18 protein-coding genes are annotated in these 16,660 nt (G+C 40.4%); 2 read left to right on the forward strand and 16 right to left on the reverse strand.

Annotated features, from left to right (window positions below; translation table 11 throughout):
* Nucleotides 1-11 precede the first annotated feature (11 nt).
* From pseC to GDZ68_RS12580, 8 genes are all read right to left on the reverse strand, one after another.
* Nucleotides 12-1,163, reverse strand: coding sequence for a UDP-4-amino-4,6-dideoxy-N-acetyl-beta-L-altrosamine transaminase (gene pseC / locus GDZ68_RS12545; protein WP_153722648.1), 1,152 nt, complete (start codon nucleotides 1,161-1,163; stop codon nucleotides 12-14).
* A gap of 1 nt (nucleotide 1,164) precedes the next feature.
* On the reverse strand, nucleotides 1,165-2,205 hold the full coding sequence (gene pseI / locus GDZ68_RS12550) for a pseudaminic acid synthase (protein WP_153722708.1): 1,041 nt from the start codon (nucleotides 2,203-2,205) through the stop codon (nucleotides 1,165-1,167).
* Nucleotides 2,205-2,765: a UDP-4-amino-4,6-dideoxy-N-acetyl-beta-L-altrosamine N-acetyltransferase gene (gene pseH / locus GDZ68_RS12555; protein WP_153722649.1), complete on the reverse strand. Its 561-nt coding sequence runs from the start codon at nucleotides 2,763-2,765 to the stop codon at nucleotides 2,205-2,207. The genes pseI and pseH overlap by 1 nt, the downstream gene beginning before the upstream one ends.
* Nucleotides 2,749-3,843 (reverse strand): UDP-2,4-diacetamido-2,4,6-trideoxy-beta-L-altropyranose hydrolase, encoded by a 1,095-nt coding sequence (gene pseG, locus GDZ68_RS12560; RefSeq protein ID WP_153722650.1) that lies wholly within the window; start codon nucleotides 3,841-3,843, stop codon nucleotides 2,749-2,751. The genes pseH and pseG overlap by 17 nt, the downstream gene beginning before the upstream one ends.
* A 12-nt stretch (nucleotides 3,844-3,855) precedes the next feature.
* Complete coding sequence (locus tag GDZ68_RS12565; protein WP_153722651.1) at nucleotides 3,856-4,587, reverse strand: cytidylyltransferase domain-containing protein; 732 nt, start codon at nucleotides 4,585-4,587, stop codon at nucleotides 3,856-3,858.
* A 14-nt stretch (nucleotides 4,588-4,601) separates the two neighbouring features.
* Nucleotides 4,602-5,567 (reverse strand): UDP-N-acetylglucosamine 4,6-dehydratase (inverting), encoded by a 966-nt coding sequence (pseB, locus tag GDZ68_RS12570; protein WP_153722652.1) that lies wholly within the window; start codon nucleotides 5,565-5,567, stop codon nucleotides 4,602-4,604.
* 13 nt (nucleotides 5,568-5,580) lie between these two features.
* Nucleotides 5,581-7,311 carry a motility associated factor glycosyltransferase family protein gene (locus tag GDZ68_RS12575; RefSeq protein WP_194841152.1) on the reverse strand — a complete coding sequence of 577 codons (1,731 nt, stop codon included), beginning with the start codon at nucleotides 7,309-7,311 and terminating at the stop codon, nucleotides 5,581-5,583.
* A gap of 118 nt (nucleotides 7,312-7,429) precedes the next feature.
* A complete protein-coding gene (locus tag GDZ68_RS12580) occupies nucleotides 7,430-8,029 on the reverse strand; it encodes a hypothetical protein (RefSeq protein WP_153722654.1) in 600 nt (199 codons plus the stop codon).
* Nucleotides 8,030-8,270: 241 nt separating this feature from the next.
* Between GDZ68_RS12580 and GDZ68_RS12585 the strand changes: the two genes are divergently transcribed.
* A complete protein-coding gene (locus GDZ68_RS12585) occupies nucleotides 8,271-8,885 on the forward strand; it encodes a hypothetical protein (protein WP_153722655.1) in 615 nt (204 codons plus the stop codon).
* A gap of 23 nt (nucleotides 8,886-8,908) precedes the next feature.
* Complete coding sequence (locus GDZ68_RS12590) at nucleotides 8,909-9,316, forward strand: hypothetical protein (RefSeq protein WP_153722656.1); 408 nt, start codon at nucleotides 8,909-8,911, stop codon at nucleotides 9,314-9,316.
* Between the two features lie 282 nt (nucleotides 9,317-9,598).
* Here the strand turns inward: GDZ68_RS12590 and mauJ are convergent, their stop codons facing one another.
* From mauJ to flgK, 8 genes are all read right to left on the reverse strand, one after another.
* Nucleotides 9,599-10,315 (reverse strand): methylamine utilization protein MauJ, encoded by a 717-nt coding sequence (gene mauJ / locus GDZ68_RS12595; RefSeq protein ID WP_153722657.1) that lies wholly within the window; start codon nucleotides 10,313-10,315, stop codon nucleotides 9,599-9,601.
* 131 nt (nucleotides 10,316-10,446) lie between these two features.
* On the reverse strand, nucleotides 10,447-10,809 hold the full coding sequence (locus GDZ68_RS12600) for a TIR domain-containing protein (RefSeq protein WP_153722658.1): 363 nt from the start codon (nucleotides 10,807-10,809) through the stop codon (nucleotides 10,447-10,449).
* An 868-nt stretch (nucleotides 10,810-11,677) separates the two neighbouring features.
* A complete protein-coding gene (hag, locus tag GDZ68_RS12605) occupies nucleotides 11,678-12,532 on the reverse strand; it encodes a flagellin Hag (protein ID WP_153722659.1) in 855 nt (284 codons plus the stop codon).
* A gap of 336 nt (nucleotides 12,533-12,868) precedes the next feature.
* Entirely contained in the window at nucleotides 12,869-13,090 is a 222-nt protein-coding gene (gene csrA / locus GDZ68_RS12610; protein ID WP_153722660.1) for a carbon storage regulator CsrA, read from the reverse strand.
* Between the two features lies 1 nt (nucleotide 13,091).
* Nucleotides 13,092-13,523, reverse strand: a complete 432-nt coding sequence (gene fliW / locus GDZ68_RS12615) for a flagellar assembly protein FliW (protein ID WP_153722661.1) — start codon at nucleotides 13,521-13,523, stop codon at nucleotides 13,092-13,094.
* Between the two features lie 48 nt (nucleotides 13,524-13,571).
* Complete coding sequence (locus GDZ68_RS12620) at nucleotides 13,572-14,123, reverse strand: DUF6470 family protein (protein WP_153722662.1); 552 nt, start codon at nucleotides 14,121-14,123, stop codon at nucleotides 13,572-13,574.
* Nucleotides 14,124-14,223: 100 nt separating this feature from the next.
* Nucleotides 14,224-15,093, reverse strand: a complete 870-nt coding sequence (gene flgL, locus GDZ68_RS12625; RefSeq protein ID WP_153722663.1) for a flagellar hook-associated protein FlgL — start codon at nucleotides 15,091-15,093, stop codon at nucleotides 14,224-14,226.
* An 18-nt stretch (nucleotides 15,094-15,111) separates the two neighbouring features.
* Nucleotides 15,112-16,650, reverse strand: coding sequence for a flagellar hook-associated protein FlgK (flgK, locus tag GDZ68_RS12630; RefSeq protein WP_153722664.1), 1,539 nt, complete (start codon nucleotides 16,648-16,650; stop codon nucleotides 15,112-15,114).
* Nucleotides 16,651-16,660 lie beyond the last annotated feature (10 nt).

Here is a 16,660-nt window from a genome sequence, read left to right on the forward strand (position 1 = left end):
AAATGCCTAGCTCAACAGGGGTGAATAATGCTATTTATTGCACTCACTACATACTCAACGTCTTCAGTATTCATCTCGGGGAATATCGGCAGCGTTAACGCTTGCTTGTAAAATTTCTCTGCGTTAGAACAAGTCCCATTCTTATACCCCAGCTCCTGATAATAAGGATGCCAATAAACCGGAATATAATGGACATGCACTCCGATATTTAACGCTCGCATTTCATCAAAGACTTCTCTTCTAGGCTTTCTCACTAAACGCCCGTCTACCTGTATCATATACAAATGCCATCCTGATCTAGTGCCTTCAAGCTGTTTCGGCAAGATGATGCCAGGTATATCAGCCAACTTCTCATTATATAAAGCAGCTATTTCTCTGCGTCGCTCTATAAAGCCATCTAACTTATTTAATTGCGATAAGCCAAGTGAAGCCTGTATATCATTCATTCGATAATTATAGCCGAGATCTGTCATCTCATAGTACCAGTCACCTTGTTCCAATGAATAAGGAGTTTTCTGAATCCCATGGTTGCGGAATAGTTTGAGGCTCTCATAATGTTCTTCTGAATTCGTTGTAATAATACCGCCTTCACCAGTTGTGATGGGTTTTACCGGGTGAAAACTGAACATAGTCATATCTGCTTGGGAACCGACTTTCTGTCCTTTGTAGTCAGCTCCCAGTGAATGAGCCCCGTCCTCTATAACAATGAGATTATGTTCTTTCGCAATCGACATGATTGCATCAAGATCTACGGGTTGACCTGTGAAATCAACCGGTATAATTGCCTTTGTTTTTGTTGTAATCTTTTTCTTGATTTCTTCCGGGTCAATATTGTATATAGCTGCATCGATATCTGCAAAGACGGGTGTGCCGCCACAATAAAGGACAGCGTTTGACGTGGCCGCAAATGTAATAGATGTGGTAATCACTTCATCGCCTTCGCGGATCCCTGCTGCATAGCATGCCCCATGTAAAGCTGCTGTTCCATTAGAAAAAGCTACAGCATATTTTGCACCTACATAGTCTGCAATCCTTTTTTCGAATTCCTCAACCTTAGGACCCTGTGTTAAAAAAGGCGATCGTAAAGTGTTTACGACCGCTTCAATGTCTTCTTCATCAATAGATTGCTTTCCATAGGATAAAAAGTCTTTACGTTTCTCCATATCAATTTAACAACTCCCAACTTACTGGTGTGCCTGCTGCTAAATCTCGTGAAACCTTCAACCCTATTAACTTGTTATAATGCTTAGGGGATAGGCCATATCCCGGACGTATTACCCTTATGTTCTCCGTATTTAGCTGTTCTCCAGCTTTAATATCTTTTGAAACATAGATAGAGCGCCTAAACTTCAATGATTCTGTTTCCGCTTCTGTCGCTCCATACGTGACTTGCCCCATTGCCCGCCAAGCACGTTCTGTTTCAGCAACTAGATTTGCCATTTCATCTGGCTCCATAGAGAACGCCGAATCCACACCTCCGTCAGCTCTGGATAATGTGAAATGCTTTTCTATGACAGTAGCGCCAAGCGCCACGCTGGCAACCGCTACTCCAGTGCCCATAGTGTGATCGGATAAACCTACCTGTACATTAAACAATTCTCGCATATGGGGAATCGTCGAAATATTTGTATTTTCAGCAGTCGCCGGATAAGTACTTGTACATTTAAGTAAAATCAAATCATTACAACCTGCTTCTTTAGCTGCCCGAACAGCCTCATCCAATTCAGCTACAGATGCCATTCCAGTAGAAATGATCATTGGTTTTCCAGTTGCTGCAACTTTTTTTATCAAAGGAATATCATTGTTTTCAAATGAAGCTACCTTATAAAGGGGTACATCTAATTCTTCTAAAAAATCGACAGCAGTTTCGTCAAAAGGTGTACTGAAAGCAATCATTCCCAATTCACGAGCTCGGTCAAATATTGGCTTATGCCATTCCCACGGAGTATAAGCCTGTTGATAAAGCTTATATAGATTGTTACCATTCCAAAGACTTTTTTCATCATCTATTTGAAAGTCAGGATTTTCAACATTAAGTGTCATGGTATCTGCAGTGTATGTTTGTATTTTCAACGCATCTGCTCCTGACTTTGCAGCTGCTTCAACTATTTGAAGTGCGCGTTCTAAGGAGTGATTATGGTTTCCTGACATTTCAGCTATGATATAGGGTTTGTAATTCTTTCCGATAGGTAAAAAGTTAGTCATCACAATTCATAACTCCTTTCTATATAATTATGTATTACAGGTTCATTGTTTGCCCAATCGGATGCTAGATAACCAAAAAGATGTACATCTATAATTTGTCCATTTCTTATCAATTGCTCCCTGAGAATGCCTTCTTGTTTAAACCCCATCTTTTCGTGAAAATTAATACTTCTTTCATTTATGCTTAGTACTTCAGCTGACAACTTCCTCAACTTTAAAATATTGAATATAAAATCTAAAGAAACATACCCTAATACCGAGCCCAGCCCCCTTGGTGTAGACTCTGTACCAATGTAAAAGCCCCACTCACACGTACCATGTGTGTAATCAATTTTATTTACATTTAATACACCGTAAGGAATATTATCGAAATAGAACATTTTAGATATGAATGTTTCGCTATTTACCATTTTATTAAACCACTGAATATGTTGTGCACAAGATATTTTTCGATCATTAAACATTACTTCCCGTATGAATCTTTGGTTACGCCATTCTAATATTCTTTGTAAGTCATCTTCTCTAATATTCTTAAGCGTAGCCCTATGCTGAAGGTTCATTATAATTCTCCTTTATTTTCAATATTACAGGATAATTGTTAATAACCTTCGTATTAATTATTTCTTGACTTCGTTTATTCAATAACAACAATTTGCTGGGGTTTGTCATCAATTCGATGATTTCTTTTTTAATGTCTTCTTTTAATAATCTACAACTAGTTCCTAAGTTTATTAAAACTTTTCGTGCTGCAAGTACTTCTGTTAACTCTAGTTGATTTTCAGCCACTACAATTGCTAAAGTCGGCAAGCCTACTAAACATCGCTCCCAAGTCGTAGCTCCCCCAGCACCAATAGCTAAATCTGCCTTCATCATTAATTCCGCCATATTATTTACTTGGCAGAGAAATTGAGTATTCGGCACTATCTCACATAATTCTTCAACTTGCTCTTTATTAGGATTCGAAGCTCCTACAACAACATCTATATTTTTAAACTGCTGATCTAATTCCTTGATAGCCTCCAACACCTTAATTGTCTCACCTGTTGGATCCGTCCCGCCAAAGAATATCAATAAATTCTCCACTTTTCCGGAACGGATTCTCGGTCTGTTAGCTGCTTCAATAAACTCATCACGCAAAAGTACATAATCCGGTCCTAACAAAAGGACACATTCATCTGGTACTAAACCAACATATCGTTCTCGCATATTATTGTAATAATTTTGATCAAGTAGAAAATCACATGTATGATGCCTATTTGCTAAATCATCAATGACAAAAATAGAGCCGACCAGGTTATCAAGCTCTTCTTCCCATTTCTTGTCTAATGAATAATGATCCACTACCAATACATCGACTTTACAACCCAGCTGCTTCAAAAATGAAGCTGTGCCTTTAGCATCTTGCTGCCAACTATCCGCAATCCATTCTAAATCATTAATAGAATCCTCAACCCTAGGTAAAGATAATACCTCCACATTTTGCGATTGCAAGTAAGCAATACTATTACCAACCAAGTTACGACAAATAAACGTCACTTCTGCTCCGTGACGTTGTAGTTGCTTAGCGAGTGTTAAGCATCGCATTACGTGACCAGTTCCTATTTGGATTGAGGCATCTGTGCGAAATACAATATTCATTACGATCACGCCTTACATTTCTTTTTGTTCTATATGTGCATTAATCAACGACCAATCATGATGATTGGTTAACAAATCAATAATATCCTTTTGTGAAAAGTTATTATTAAAAGGGTATAGTTCCATGAGTATGCGCTGGATTAATTCGAAGTCCTCTATAGTGTCGACTGTCCACCGATACTGAGAAAGAACTTCGGAGCTCTTTAGATTGAGCAAAGAATACTCACTTTCATTTGAATAAATATATGCTGTAACATGCTCGCGATCACTCTCTAGTGTTGCTTTTCTATAAGCTTTAATCAATGCATTCATAGACATTACTTCGGTATCCATGCCCCGTGGATACGTCCTCTCCAGAGTATTCGATACATAATCCACGTTTGGACAGTTATCAATAAACAACTGAATTACCTGATCGATAACTGCTGGGTCTATTAATGGACAGTCAGAGGTTAACCTGACGACCACCTCTGCTTTCGCATCCATCGCAGCACCATAATAGCGGGACAACACATCCTCTTCGGATCCTCTGTAGGTAGTATAACCAAGCTGCTTGCACAAATTAACTATGGGATCATCAGTTTCATTAGTAGTTGTAGCGACAATGATTTCATTAATTAACTGACTTCTCGAGACTCTTTCAAGTTGATATTCTAATAATGTTTTATCCATGACTTTCTTTAAAACTTTTCCAGGCAGGCGCGTAGAAGTCATACGCGCTTGAATGATAGCTACAATCTTCATTATTGCAACCTCCTTCACATCTCTTCTGAAAACTGCCGAAGTTCCTCTATAGTCAACCAGTCATCATTTGTATCACTCGTATATTTAAACTGATCTGAAAGCTCTTTAGAATTTTGTCTTTCCTCGTCTGTCCACCAAGAAAACTCCGGTTGGATCACGTAATACGTATCATACTCTCTCGTATGCCGCGCATCATCTTCCATAATCATTGCCTCATGCAATTTTTCACCTGGTCGAATTCCAACGATTTCTATCTCACACTCAGACGCAATGGCTTCTGCTAAATCTGTAACCCTCATACTCGGTATCTTCGGAACAAAGATTTCGCCACCCTGCATCCGTTCTAAATTATCTAATACGAACTGAACCCCTTGTTCCAAGGTAATCCAAAACCTCGTCATGCGAGGATCAGTGATAGGTATCTTCCCTGTACTTTTTATCTTCTTGAAGAAGGGTACCACGCTTCCCCGACTACCAGCCACATTGCCGTAGCGGACCACCGAGAACATAGTATGTTTTTCCCCTACATAGGAATTCGCCGCAACAAATAATTTATCCGAAGCAAGTTTAGTTGCGCCATATAAATTCACAGGGCTTGCCGCCTTGTCTGTGCTGAGTGCGATGACCTTCTCGACTCCGCGATCAATTGCTGCTTCAATGACATTTTGCGCGCCGTGTATATTCGTCTTCACAGCTTCGAATGGATTGTATTCACAGGCATCTACATGCTTCATTGCAGCGGCATGAATGACGATATCCACTCCGTCGAATGCTCGATACAGGCGATCTTTATCACGCACATCCCCTATAAAAAAACGAAGCCGGGAATCAGTAAACTCCTGTTTCATTTCATATTGCTTTAACTCATCTCTGCTGAAGACAATAACCTTTTTCACGCCTTGTGTTAACACTTTTCTAATGAACTTCTTACCGAAAGAACCGGTACCGCCTGTAACTAATATTGTTTTGCCTTGTACCATGGAACCACTACTTTCAATTTATGATAGATTCAATTTCACTTTTCATTTCTTTGTAGAGCTGATGTGCAAAATTATAATTTTGCGCACATTCCGTAATAAAGTTAGAAAACTCGGCTAAAATAACCTCACCTTTTTTCAAGGCTTGATTTTCATGCCTAACATGCTTAATATTTTGATTAAGAAACTCTTGTTGGACACGGACCATCGGCTCAACGAACGTCTTATAAAAGTTATTATCCTTCATTGCATTGATCTCAGCATCCAGCTGATTATATTTTTTTTCTAATTGATTTGTTCTATTTAAATTAACTTCTTGATGGATTGATTTTAACACGTCCAATATTCTTTTAAGCACTGTCTCTAGAATATTACCTTGACGATCCATTTCTTGCAGCTTCTTTTCTAGATGATCTGTACAGTAGCCGTGAATAGGACGAGTCCATCCTTCCCGAAATATGGTTCCATTTAGATCGTTTTGAATGATATCTTCAAGCGCTCTGAATTCTGCACCTTGAATGGCTGCTCCGCCTTTTGTCGTATTCCACACTTTAACTTGTGGATGACTTGAGATGTACATTTCCAATTGTTGACGCATTCGATTAAACCCATCTGTTGTTTTAACCTCATTGCCATATACGTCTTTAATTGAGTTTGCCAAACCCAACTTTTCTTCACTTACTGTTTGGCTGCCTGTACCATAGTCAATGCCTTTAGCGTAATGTTGATTAGCAATATACGCAAGGTTTTGCCCGACCAATATGATGTGACTGACACCAAGCTTTGCAAGCAATTGGAAGGTGACAACCGCAATGGATGGAGCGTCATTTACGAAGTTCAATTGTATCTTCTCTGAAAATTCTATAAACGCCGGTGAAACCGTATCTTGGCTCACAATCATATGTAATAACTCACCAGGGTAGCTTTCCAGTGTTTCAAAGCCGACACTGCTTCCAAATACTAGAGGAATTTCTTTTATTTCTTTATCTTTAATGATTTGTATCACTCGATAGTTAATATCTTGCGGGTCATACGTACAAGCCGCATCCGGATAAATCCCTTGCTCAATCAGCGCATTAATCGCAGATCCAACCGAAAAGATATAAGCTAAACCATGTTCTTTAATATACCGCAGATTCTCAAACTCTTCATTCAGAGAAGGCCCGGCAGCAACAATGATTGCAGGCTTCCCCTCAAAAGCACTCTGATTAATGTCATGCAAGATATTCGGCGTTTGCAAAACAGTCGGGAAGTTTTTTATGGAGTTAATGGTCCATCGCTTTTGAAAAGCGATATTTGTCGCAAGAGCACTGTGTCTATCTTTCACTGAATTAAGTGCTTTTTGAAAGATGATTTGGATTTGCTCTCCATAAATCTTTTCATAGACAGGCAGTGTAATAATCTTTATGACATTATTAGAGGCTGCCAAAAGTTGCTGGACCTCTGCCATTACAGTTTCTTCTTCAGTTCCAGTGAAAATCTTTTCTAAATGCCGAATGGGCAGGTCGTTGAGACGAAAGTTCGATAAATACATATGCAGTACTTCTTCATTTGGTTCATATATAGAAAACTTCGCATCAGGGTGCTTTTCCATAAACGCTTGGATATGCGCGCCAGTGCCGATGCCTGCAAAGAGTACATGTTTACTGACTTCCCCATCAAATTTTCCGGCAAACCGCTGCGCTTCTTTCTGCGGATCGTATTTGCTTTGCAAGTAGAGAGGCTTGCCGTCATGCAGTACTTTCATTGTGAGTGCCCCTGTTTTTGCTGTTTCAGAGAACACCGTCCCGCTCGCTGGCTGGTCATCCCACTTAGAAAGGTGCTGCAATAGTTCCCGGTCTTTTAAACGCAACACATTGCGATTATCAATTAAGATCATGGCGCAAACCCTCATTGTCCATAGTCAACTGTATTTCCTTTTCTAATTCTTCAAAGTTCGGCAGCAGTTCATATTGAATGATGTCCCCAATCAATACATTATCTTCATTCTCTATGGCTTCCGCCAAACTCTGAATATCTTCCTGCATTTTTTCGGAAATAGTAAGATATCCTTGCCAATTCGACGGCACTGCCAAACTTTTTCCGATAGTCATTAGCATTTCATTGATCCATTGAAGACCGCCAAGCAGCTGATCAAGAGTCGTCCATGTGTCAGCCTTAGGATTGTCATAGAAAGCTTCCGCTAACGGAGCCAGTTCAGGGATTGCCCGCTGTGTATATTCTTCAGCAGAAAGAAGTAGATCATTTACGAATTCCTTAACTGTTTTAACAATAATTTCCAACTTTTCAATTTTTTCAGCGTATTCATTCAAATAATTTTCATGATCTTCATACACTTCTATCCCGTCTGCGATAAAATGGCTCAAATAATAATCCTTAGCTAGTATGTTGTTAATTTGTTCAATAATATGATCAGCAGTTGCATTGTCGAGAGTGGTCGTCTGCTGTTGAAAAATCAGTTCCACGGAGAACGCCTCCAGTTGATAGTTTTATGTAAAGTGTAACATATTTATATAGTTTATATCGGCTGAAAATCAGTATTTTGAAGGGAGAGTGCTTTGAAGACGTTATTGCAAGCTGTATGAAGGGAATACCCGATTCGGCACGGTAACCAGATATCCTTATATCAATTGATCAGATTATGATATAATAGAAACATACGTTCTAAAAAAATAATACTTAAATCTGAGAAGGAGGATTTTCACTATGCCAAGTGATCATACCATTTCCTATATCAAACAACACTTTCCCACTAGTCCAACAAATGTTGTGGCTAAAGCAGTCAATCTCTCCATCAGCCAAGTTCGTACTCTGGCGAAAAAACATAACATCAAGAAATGTGGATTGTATAAAGAAGGATTGAAACGTCAGCTTGTAACTGACAGAGGCAAATGGTTTGAAAATAGCATCTCTCCATTTGAACTATCGCACTATCAAGAGCAGCTTTTGTTCGGAAGTTTACTCGGTGATGGTTATATAAGCACCGGAGCTGCACGGAGTGTAAACTGTTATTATCAAGAACATTTCGGAGACGGTCAGCGAGGATATCGTGAATGGAAATTAACACAGCTGCATGATCTGCCATTTACCATTAACGGAAATTATCTGCGTTCAGCGAGCTATCCGTATTTCAAGCAGCTACGTGAAATTTTGTATCGAGGAGGCCCCAAGACATTGGATAAGGCATTCCTTGACCGGTGTACACACCCCGTTTTTCTGGCAGTGCTTTATCTGGATGACGGTAGCCTGTCGGTTTCTTTCCGCTTCAATGCACGCAATCAGTCTGTTTACTGCATGCCAAGTATTATGCGTATACACTGAATTTCACACAGCAGGAAAATCAGTTGCTGGCGGATCATCTGAATAAAACATTTGGGACCAGCTTTGTATTGTCGGGTCATCCGGATGGTCATCAAAGTTTATTGAAGCTGAATAAGGAACAGGAAGTACGACACCTGTTGAATATGATTGGTCCATATGTGAAAGAAATTGACTGCATGAGATACAAAACTGACGTAGAAGAAAATATTTCGTTAAAAACAGAGTCATTACAGGAGAAATACGGGAAGAATATAAAAATTGTTATCAGTTCATCTGAAAGAGTTAAGGCGTATACACAGGAGGAAATCGAGCGGATAGTTATTTTAAAGAAAGCAAAAGTTGCCATCCAGGTGATTGCAAATGAATTAGGTAGGTCTTATTGGTCGGTTGTGTATAAACTGAAAGAATTGAGGAAGAAAGGAAATTTGTAAAAGGGTCTAATGTGTAATTTGACAAATATCCTTCAAGTGATAGAATTACTTGTTCGTGTTCTTGCATACGCTGATTTAGTTCATCTCTTTTTCATCGGGTACTGCCAGGCTGCATACTCTGCAATTTTTACCCGGCGCAGCCTGTTTCTATTTCTGCCAGGATGTTGTCATGCTGCTTGACTGATTCTAATTGTTATTTCAGTAAATCAAGATTGGTTTCTGGCTGTTCATTGGACGTAAGATGTCATCCTTTAAATATTTCCGTTCTATCCACCAGTAAATTTAAAATTGGAATCGTATAAAATCGTTCTCTTCATATTTCGAATTTATAATAGAATCTACTAAACGCTTCGAAGTGTATGTCAATAAAGGTATTTGCTCTGATATTCTTTTTACAGTTTCTAGTGTAGTATCTTCTCCACCATGAAAAATTTTATTACGACTTTCATACATGGTGTCAATCCACTTTTCAGGTAAATCCCATGTGTCTATTTCACCAAAATAATCAATGAATGATTGGTAAATTCGATTGATTGTTCCTTTTTCAGTACGAGTAGTCTTAGTATGATAATGATTACTTAATATTTCTAGTACATTCCAATAAGCTAAGAACTGATCGAACGTATTTTGAGACTGATTCCCTTTTGAATACCATCCAATAGCCCTTAGGAGTCTAGGTTCTTCTATTTCAAACTTTCTAGCCATATTAAAAGCTGCTTTGATTTCTTGGACAGTCAGTACTCTTCTCGTACTGCTGAATTTTTCTGTGTTGGATAATTTATTTCCCGTCAACTGAATAGATATGTTGTTTTTTAAAGATAGAATGTCTATCATCCTGCCAAAATAAACATGAGCGACTATCTTAGCTGTTTCCAGGGATTCAGCTTTGGCAGTAATTGTAGCATCAAATCCAAGCCGTGAACTTGTCAATTTAATATCGCTATAAAACTGATGTTTTTCAAAGCCTTTTTCCTGACTAAACTCCATATTCAATTTCAATATGACTGGTCCAATTACTTTGAAGTCAACTTCCCATATTAAATCTAATTTGTAATACCTCTTCCCATTATCAAATAAAAGACACTTTATTATCCTATCTTTAAAATATTCCGAAAGACATTTTTAGGCTGTTATTCAATTGTAGCTTGAATCCTGTTTAATAATTTCTCATACAATTCATCTTCAGTTTCCCATATGATATGACTATATTGTCTAGTATCGAAATGTAAAGAATCAAGATGATCTTTTCGGTATGTCCATATCACAGGCTTTTTTAATCCCATAGCAAAGCCGGCCTCGAAGTAAACCCCTCCTCTGTGACCTGTAAAGTCAGCGACTAGAAATTTGCTCTTTTTTATTTCGGCTATAATCTCGTCATCGATTTTATTGTTATGCTCTTTTTGATCAATCCGGATTGCTGAATACCCTGTATCTTCTAATGCCCTCATAATTCCCTTCTTCGCCGCTATATCCATTTGATCATCAAACCACATTGTAACAAATGCTTGTTTGGGGTTCGTATCCTTATCTTCTATTGCATTTACCTTATTCCAACCACTAGGTGTTACAATAGCGTCTAATGGAAACCCCCTTGTCCCTTAACTCAAACTATGGTCTACTCTTTCACTTACAAGTGTTGGGAAAGAACTGATTAACTCCCTTACAGAATAATAAGCATATTGGTTTCTAATAGAAGAATACTCTTCTAGATAGATTCCAATCTTTTTATGACCCGCTATTCTCTTTCCGAATAAAACTGACGCAATTTTACTTTTTTTGTGATTCATCTAAATATTTTAGAGCATTATCAGTGATACAAATATTTCCGCAATTATAACAATCTAATATTTTGTAATCTAAATCATTTTTCTTTATGACCTGTTTGTTGTTTCTTATTTGCAGATCGGACAATAATTTTGCATGGTCATTTCTCCCTTAATAATTTTATATTAAAAAACACGATCCGATAACTCGGATCGTGTCTGTTTAACCATATTAACGTAACAACTGAAGTACGCCTTGTGGTTGTTGGTTGGCTTGCTTTGCCGCCATGTCTTTCGATCATGGAATAGACTATATCTTCACCCTCATGTTACAAGGGGCTGGGCACTTCGAATGTTAACTAGTAACACCCTACGGATTTCATCGTCGTAGCGGCTGCCTTAGACGGTATATCCTAGTCGTTGAACGTTCCCCACGGTTTTCCGACAGGGGCTTCGCTGCTGATTGTCCAATCTCTTCTTTTTCAGGCCTTCGCGTTTACCGTTTCCAGTTCCGCTGTGGCAGAAGAGCTCTCAGGAGGTTCCAGCAATTCACCCAGTGATGATCTTATCCGTTGCCAGATAAGACGCCCGTACAACATTATCGAAGAAGTTGTAAAACTCCTTGCGACGACTGTTGTGCTTGAGCCAACATTGCTTGTGCTGCTTGAGTTAAGATGTTGTTCTTTGTGAAGTCCATCATCTCTTTCGCCATATCGACGTCTCTAATACGTGATTCTGCAGCTGTTAAGTTTTCAGACGAAGTACTTAGATTATTAATTGTATGCTCTAAACGGTTTTGTGTTGCTCCTAGATTAGAACGCTCTGCTGCAACATTCTTAATTGCAGTATCGAGAGTTGTAATAGCTGTATTTGCTGCGGTAGCTGAAGATACATCTAATCCTTTTCCTGTCTTACTGTCGCCTGATCCCACTTTTAATCCGCTTGCACTCATATCTTTAATATTTAAATGAATATTTTGTCCTGTATTAGCACCGATATGGAAGTTTAGACCGCCTGCCCCTGATCCAGAAAGTGATCCATCAACTAGTTGCTTGCCATTAAACTGTGTAGTTTCAGAAATACGTGTAATTTCTTTAGAGAGCTGGTCAACTTCTTTTTGAATAGCTACTCTATCAGTATCATCGTCATTTGTATCGTTTGAAGATTGAACAGCTAATTCTCGCATGCGCTGAAGAATATCATGTGTCTCATTTAATGCCCCTTCGGCAGTTTGAATCAATGAGATTGCATCCTGTGAGTTCTTTTGTGCCATATCTAATCCACGAATTTGTCCGCGCATTTTCTCAGAGATTGCAAGACCAGCTGCGTCGTCTCCTGCACGGTTAATTTTTAGTCCTGAAGATAGTTTCTCCAAATTTTTAGACGCGTTTGTATTATTTGCTCCCAATTGACGGTGCGTGTTAAGTGCTGCGATATTGTGATTGATAATCATTTTATTTTCCTCCTTGAGTGTTTGTTGGGTTCACGTCCATGTGACCCGTTTTTTTGGGCGGTTGATGGATCCGGCCGGTCTCTATCTCCCGCTTACATTACTAATATCGGATAGGCGGATAGAGTGTTTAGTGTTTAATAGAATTTATTTTAGTTTGTTTTTAAATGTGTACGCGGTGTGGCGCTTGGTGGGTGGGTTGGAGATACCGATATCTGGTTAGACGACCGAAGGTTGCCAGGTCTTAGTTACCGGGATGCCAGATCCCGTCACCATTCGCTAAGGCTGTGCGAATGGTAGCAGGAGCCTGGCACCCTAGTGTGTGGGTATAGCTTTAGGTTAGTCTTTTTTGATTAGCTGTGAGAATAGGTTTGCGTCGAGTGTGATAGCTTCTGTGTTAGTTTCGCTGATCGACTGAACAAGCTCACCTCTCAGGATGTCGACGGATTTTGGTGCTTCGATACCGATCCGCACGGTGTCACCTTTAATTTCGAGTATGCGGATTTCGATGTTTTCTGCGATTTGAATAGTGTCGTTTGATTTGCGGGATAGAACGAGCATGCTAGTTCCCTCCTTTGCCGATTGGGTGTCTGACTTCGAAACGGTTTTCGTTGAGGATCATTTGCTTTGCTTTTTTGTTATGCAGTTGAAAGATGAGCGGCGCCTTCAGGTTGATGGTTGATTGTTCGAATGGCTGCTTCATTGACAGGATGCCGAGTACCATGACATCTTCGGGTTTCGTGATTATGAGTGAGTTGATGGTTGGTTCATCGATTTCGAAAGAGTAGTCGTCTGTCAGTGTGTATGGGTTAGCTACGATGAATGCTGTGTTAGCTTGTTTTGTTGATTGGAGTACTTGAAACGTATTATTGCCTTCGATTGGCAGTAAGGCGAATTCGATTTCTTCTTCGAATCCCGGGAGGCCTTTTGGGAAGTGCCAAGTTTCGGTTGGTTCTATTTGGATGTTGCCGTGAAATTTGGTTTGGATTTGCATTGGGTTTGCTCCTTTTTTCGGGATACCAGGTCCCCTTGGTGTGTAATGTTAGGCTTTCCAGTCGATTTGGATCGAGTTGTACTGCTCCATGACGCCGGTTACTTTCCCTTGTGTGTAGTTGTGAATTGGTTTATTGATTTGGACGTCTATGTTGGCTTTTTGCGGTGTGGCGTTGATGTTGAGTGAGCCTTCGCTGAAACTCATTTGCAGTTTGGAGCGGTCGCCTACAAAGCGGACGTTGATGTCGGCTTGCGGGCGGTCTGTGTTTTGTTTGACGACGTCTGCGATGCTGGCGCCGTTTTCGATTTTCATTAGCTGCTGTCCTTCTGACGCGCGGCGGCCTGTTCCTTCTTGGACTTTCTGCATGCCGTATTGCGCATTTTCTGCACTGCGGCGTAAGGGACTTTTCAGGTCAATGTCGGCACGGTTTTCTGTCGTGTCGAGTAACAGTTGCGGACGTGTTGTCGACATTTCCAGGATGGCCGCGGGCTGTTCGATGCTTTGGGTGGCTTTTGGCTGCTCTAGTTTCTGGATCGGTTTGTCGATTTGCAAGCCTAGTTTTGCCGGTGTGGTCTGGATTTGCAGTTGTGGGATGTTCATTGGGTTCACTCCTTTAAAAACGGGTGCCAGGTACAGCCACAATTCGCAAAGTTCATGCGAATGGTGTCCATACCAGGCACCCTGGATACGAATTATTTTGTTATCGCAAGAAGTCGACGAGCGACGGCTGGATGATGCGCGAACCAACGGAGAGAGCTGCACGGTGAATGGATTCTGATGTAATCAGTTCCGTGATTGCCACTTCATAATCGACGTCTTCATTTAACGAACGCTGTTTTTTTGCAGCTCCTTCTTGCATTTGAAGACGGTTGTCCATGAGTTCTGCACGATTTGAACGGGCACCGATGTCGGCACGAGCTGTTAGAACAGAATCCATATGTCCTTCCAATTTAGTAATTGCCCCGCTAAAGTCGTTTCCATCTTCCGCATATTCTGCAATTTCATTGAACAAGTCATCAATGTCTTTAAACATTTTACTTCCATCGGTGTTGACTTTTAGATTAACACCGTCAAACACTTCAATCTCAACATTTTTTCCGAATGCATCATCAGTTTCATAATTATTTCCGTTAAATAGTGGTTTATCAGTCATCGTGCCACTAAAGATATGCTTATCACCGACTTTAGTATTCGCCAAGTCTTGTAATTGTTTTTGCATTTGTCCCAGTTCTATTTTAATTTTTTCACGATCATCCGGTGTCATTGCACCTGTGTTGGATGCGTTTCTTACAAGATCTTGTGCGCGAAGCAGCACTTCTCCCACTCCATCCAGCGCATCATCCGAGCTGTCAAGCCAGTTGTTTACTTCGCCCAAATTCTTTTGGAATTGTCCTACTTTGTCTACGGTCATATTATAGCCAAGACTTTTCATGACGACAACTGGATCATCTGATGGTCGATTCACTTTTTTACCTGTATTCAACTGTTCTTGCAACTTACCCATTTTATTGTAGCTGTTCGATAGATTGCGCAGCATATTATTGGATAGCATTGATTGTGTAACACGCATAGCTATAATTCCTCCTTATTATCTGCCGACAACACCCATGCCGTTGATGATTTTATCTAATGTTTCATCCATAACAGTGACCATACGGGCAGATGCATTGTAGGCCTGCTGGAAACGGATCATGTCTGTCATTTCTTCATCCAACGAGACAGAACTGATGGAGTCTCGGCGGTTAGACACCGCTCCAAGCAGCGTCACGGAGTTCCCCGTCATCTTGACAGCTTGTTGTCCTTCTACACCAAGCCGACCAACAACTCCAGAATAATAGGTTTGTACGCTAGAACCTTGCAAATCTGCTAAAGGATTGAACAATACATCTCCTAGTTTTTTTGCATTTCCAGCATTTCCGACTTGCCCTGAAGCACTTGAGGCATTGATTCTACTAGGGTCTTCTTGAATTGCATCAACTACTTTGATTCCACTTGCACCAGTACCTTCAAAAAAGTTAGGTACTTTTTCTTTTTCTGGCTGACCGTCAGGAGTAGGAAGTGGTTCCCCTGAAGCATGGACCTCATTAAACGCTTTTATAAAAGCATTTGCCATCTTATCCAACTCAGCCAGCATATCGGGGTACAGTCCTTTTTTTGCCCCTGTAGAATCTATATATCCAAAAGAAGTCACTAAAGATTTAAGTGATCCTGATTTCTGCATATCATTTACATCCAATGTTTCAACTTCTTGAGGTCCACCTGTAATTGTAAAACCTGTCATTGCGCCAAGAGGATTCCCTTCAGAATCTGTACCCTCTTGCCCAACCGGTTTCAGTTCAGAGACACTATCTTTGTGCACGACGGTAATCGGTTCACCATTTGTCTTAATCTTCACGGTTACTGTACCATCGGCCATCGCTGGTGCACGGCCGCCAGTTTTTTCGTAACTGACCTCAATTGGTACAAGTGTTGATAATTCATCCAATAGGTTATCACGTGCGTCATATAAATCATTTGGCAGATAGCCGTTCGGTTCGACTTCTGCAATTTGACGGTTCAGTTCACCGATCTGTTTAAGAAGAGAGTTAATATTCTTCGCAGAGACACCGATTTCTTTACCGAGGTTCGTCTGGATATCATTCAACGATTTATCTATGTAGTTGAATGAATCTGCAATAGCAACACCGCGTTCTGCCACGACTGCTCTCGCTCCGCCGTTCTCTGGACTAGCCGCAAGTGTCTGCAACGCCTGCCAGAAGTCGCTGAAAGATTGTTGCAATCCATATTTTGAAGGCTCTGCCAGCACATCTTCCATTTGGGAAATGGCGTCTGTTCTCGCGCCCCAATAGCCTAATTTATTCGACTCATCCCGATACTGCTTATCCACAAATCCATCCCGAATCCGCTGTACAGACCCGGCCTCCACACCAGTCCCCAAAAACCCCGGCATAGTCCCAGCATTAATCCCTACCCCCGGAAATCCGGAAGTGGCCTGCATATTAACTCTTTGTCTAGAATAACCCAGCGTGTTCGCATTACTAATATTATGTCCTGTCGTATAAAGAGCGGATTGCTGGGTGTACAATCCGCGTTTGCTTGTTTCTAGTCCCATGAATGTTGAGCGCATGTTGTGTCCT

Origin of the sequence: Sporosarcina cascadiensis (assembly GCF_009650995.1) — a bacterium.
GTDB lineage: Bacteria > Bacillota > Bacilli > Bacillales_A > Planococcaceae > Sporosarcina > Sporosarcina cascadiensis.

Coding starts and splice junctions, on each gene's coding strand:
- fliW (WP_153722661.1), bottom strand. CDS start 13,523: ATGCAAATCCAAACCAAATTTCACGGCAACATCCAAATAGAACCAACC.
- csrA (WP_153722660.1), bottom strand. CDS start 13,090: ATGCTCGTTCTATCCCGCAAATCAAACGACACTATTCAAATCGCAGAA.
- pseG (WP_153722650.1), bottom strand. CDS start 3,843: ATGAATATTGTATTTCGCACAGATGCCTCAATCCAAATAGGAACTGGT.
- GDZ68_RS12575 (WP_194841152.1), bottom strand. CDS start 7,311: ATGAAAGTACTGCATGACGGCAAGCCTCTCTACTTGCAAAGCAAATAC.
- GDZ68_RS12585 (WP_153722655.1), top strand. CDS start 8,271: ATGCCAAGTGATCATACCATTTCCTATATCAAACAACACTTTCCCACT.
- flgK (WP_153722664.1), bottom strand. CDS start 16,650: ATGCGCTCAACATTCATGGGACTAGAAACAAGCAAACGCGGATTGTAC.
- pseC (WP_153722648.1), bottom strand. CDS start 1,163: ATGGAGAAACGTAAAGACTTTTTATCCTATGGAAAGCAATCTATTGAT.
- hag (WP_153722659.1), bottom strand. CDS start 12,532: ATGATTATCAATCACAATATCGCAGCACTTAACACGCACCGTCAATTG.
- pseB (WP_153722652.1), bottom strand. CDS start 5,567: ATGGTACAAGGCAAAACAATATTAGTTACAGGCGGTACCGGTTCTTTC.
- pseI (WP_153722708.1), bottom strand. CDS start 2,205: ATGACTAACTTTTTACCTATCGGAAAGAATTACAAACCCTATATCATA.
- GDZ68_RS12600 (WP_153722658.1), bottom strand. CDS start 10,809: ATGTGGTTTGATGATCAAATGGATATAGCGGCGAAGAAGGGAATTATG.
- GDZ68_RS12620 (WP_153722662.1), bottom strand. CDS start 14,123: ATGAACATCCCACAACTGCAAATCCAGACCACACCGGCAAAACTAGGC.
- GDZ68_RS12565 (WP_153722651.1), bottom strand. CDS start 4,587: ATGAAGATTGTAGCTATCATTCAAGCGCGTATGACTTCTACGCGCCTG.
- flgL (WP_153722663.1), bottom strand. CDS start 15,093: ATGCGTGTTACACAATCAATGCTATCCAATAATATGCTGCGCAATCTA.
- pseH (WP_153722649.1), bottom strand. CDS start 2,765: ATGAACCTTCAGCATAGGGCTACGCTTAAGAATATTAGAGAAGATGAC.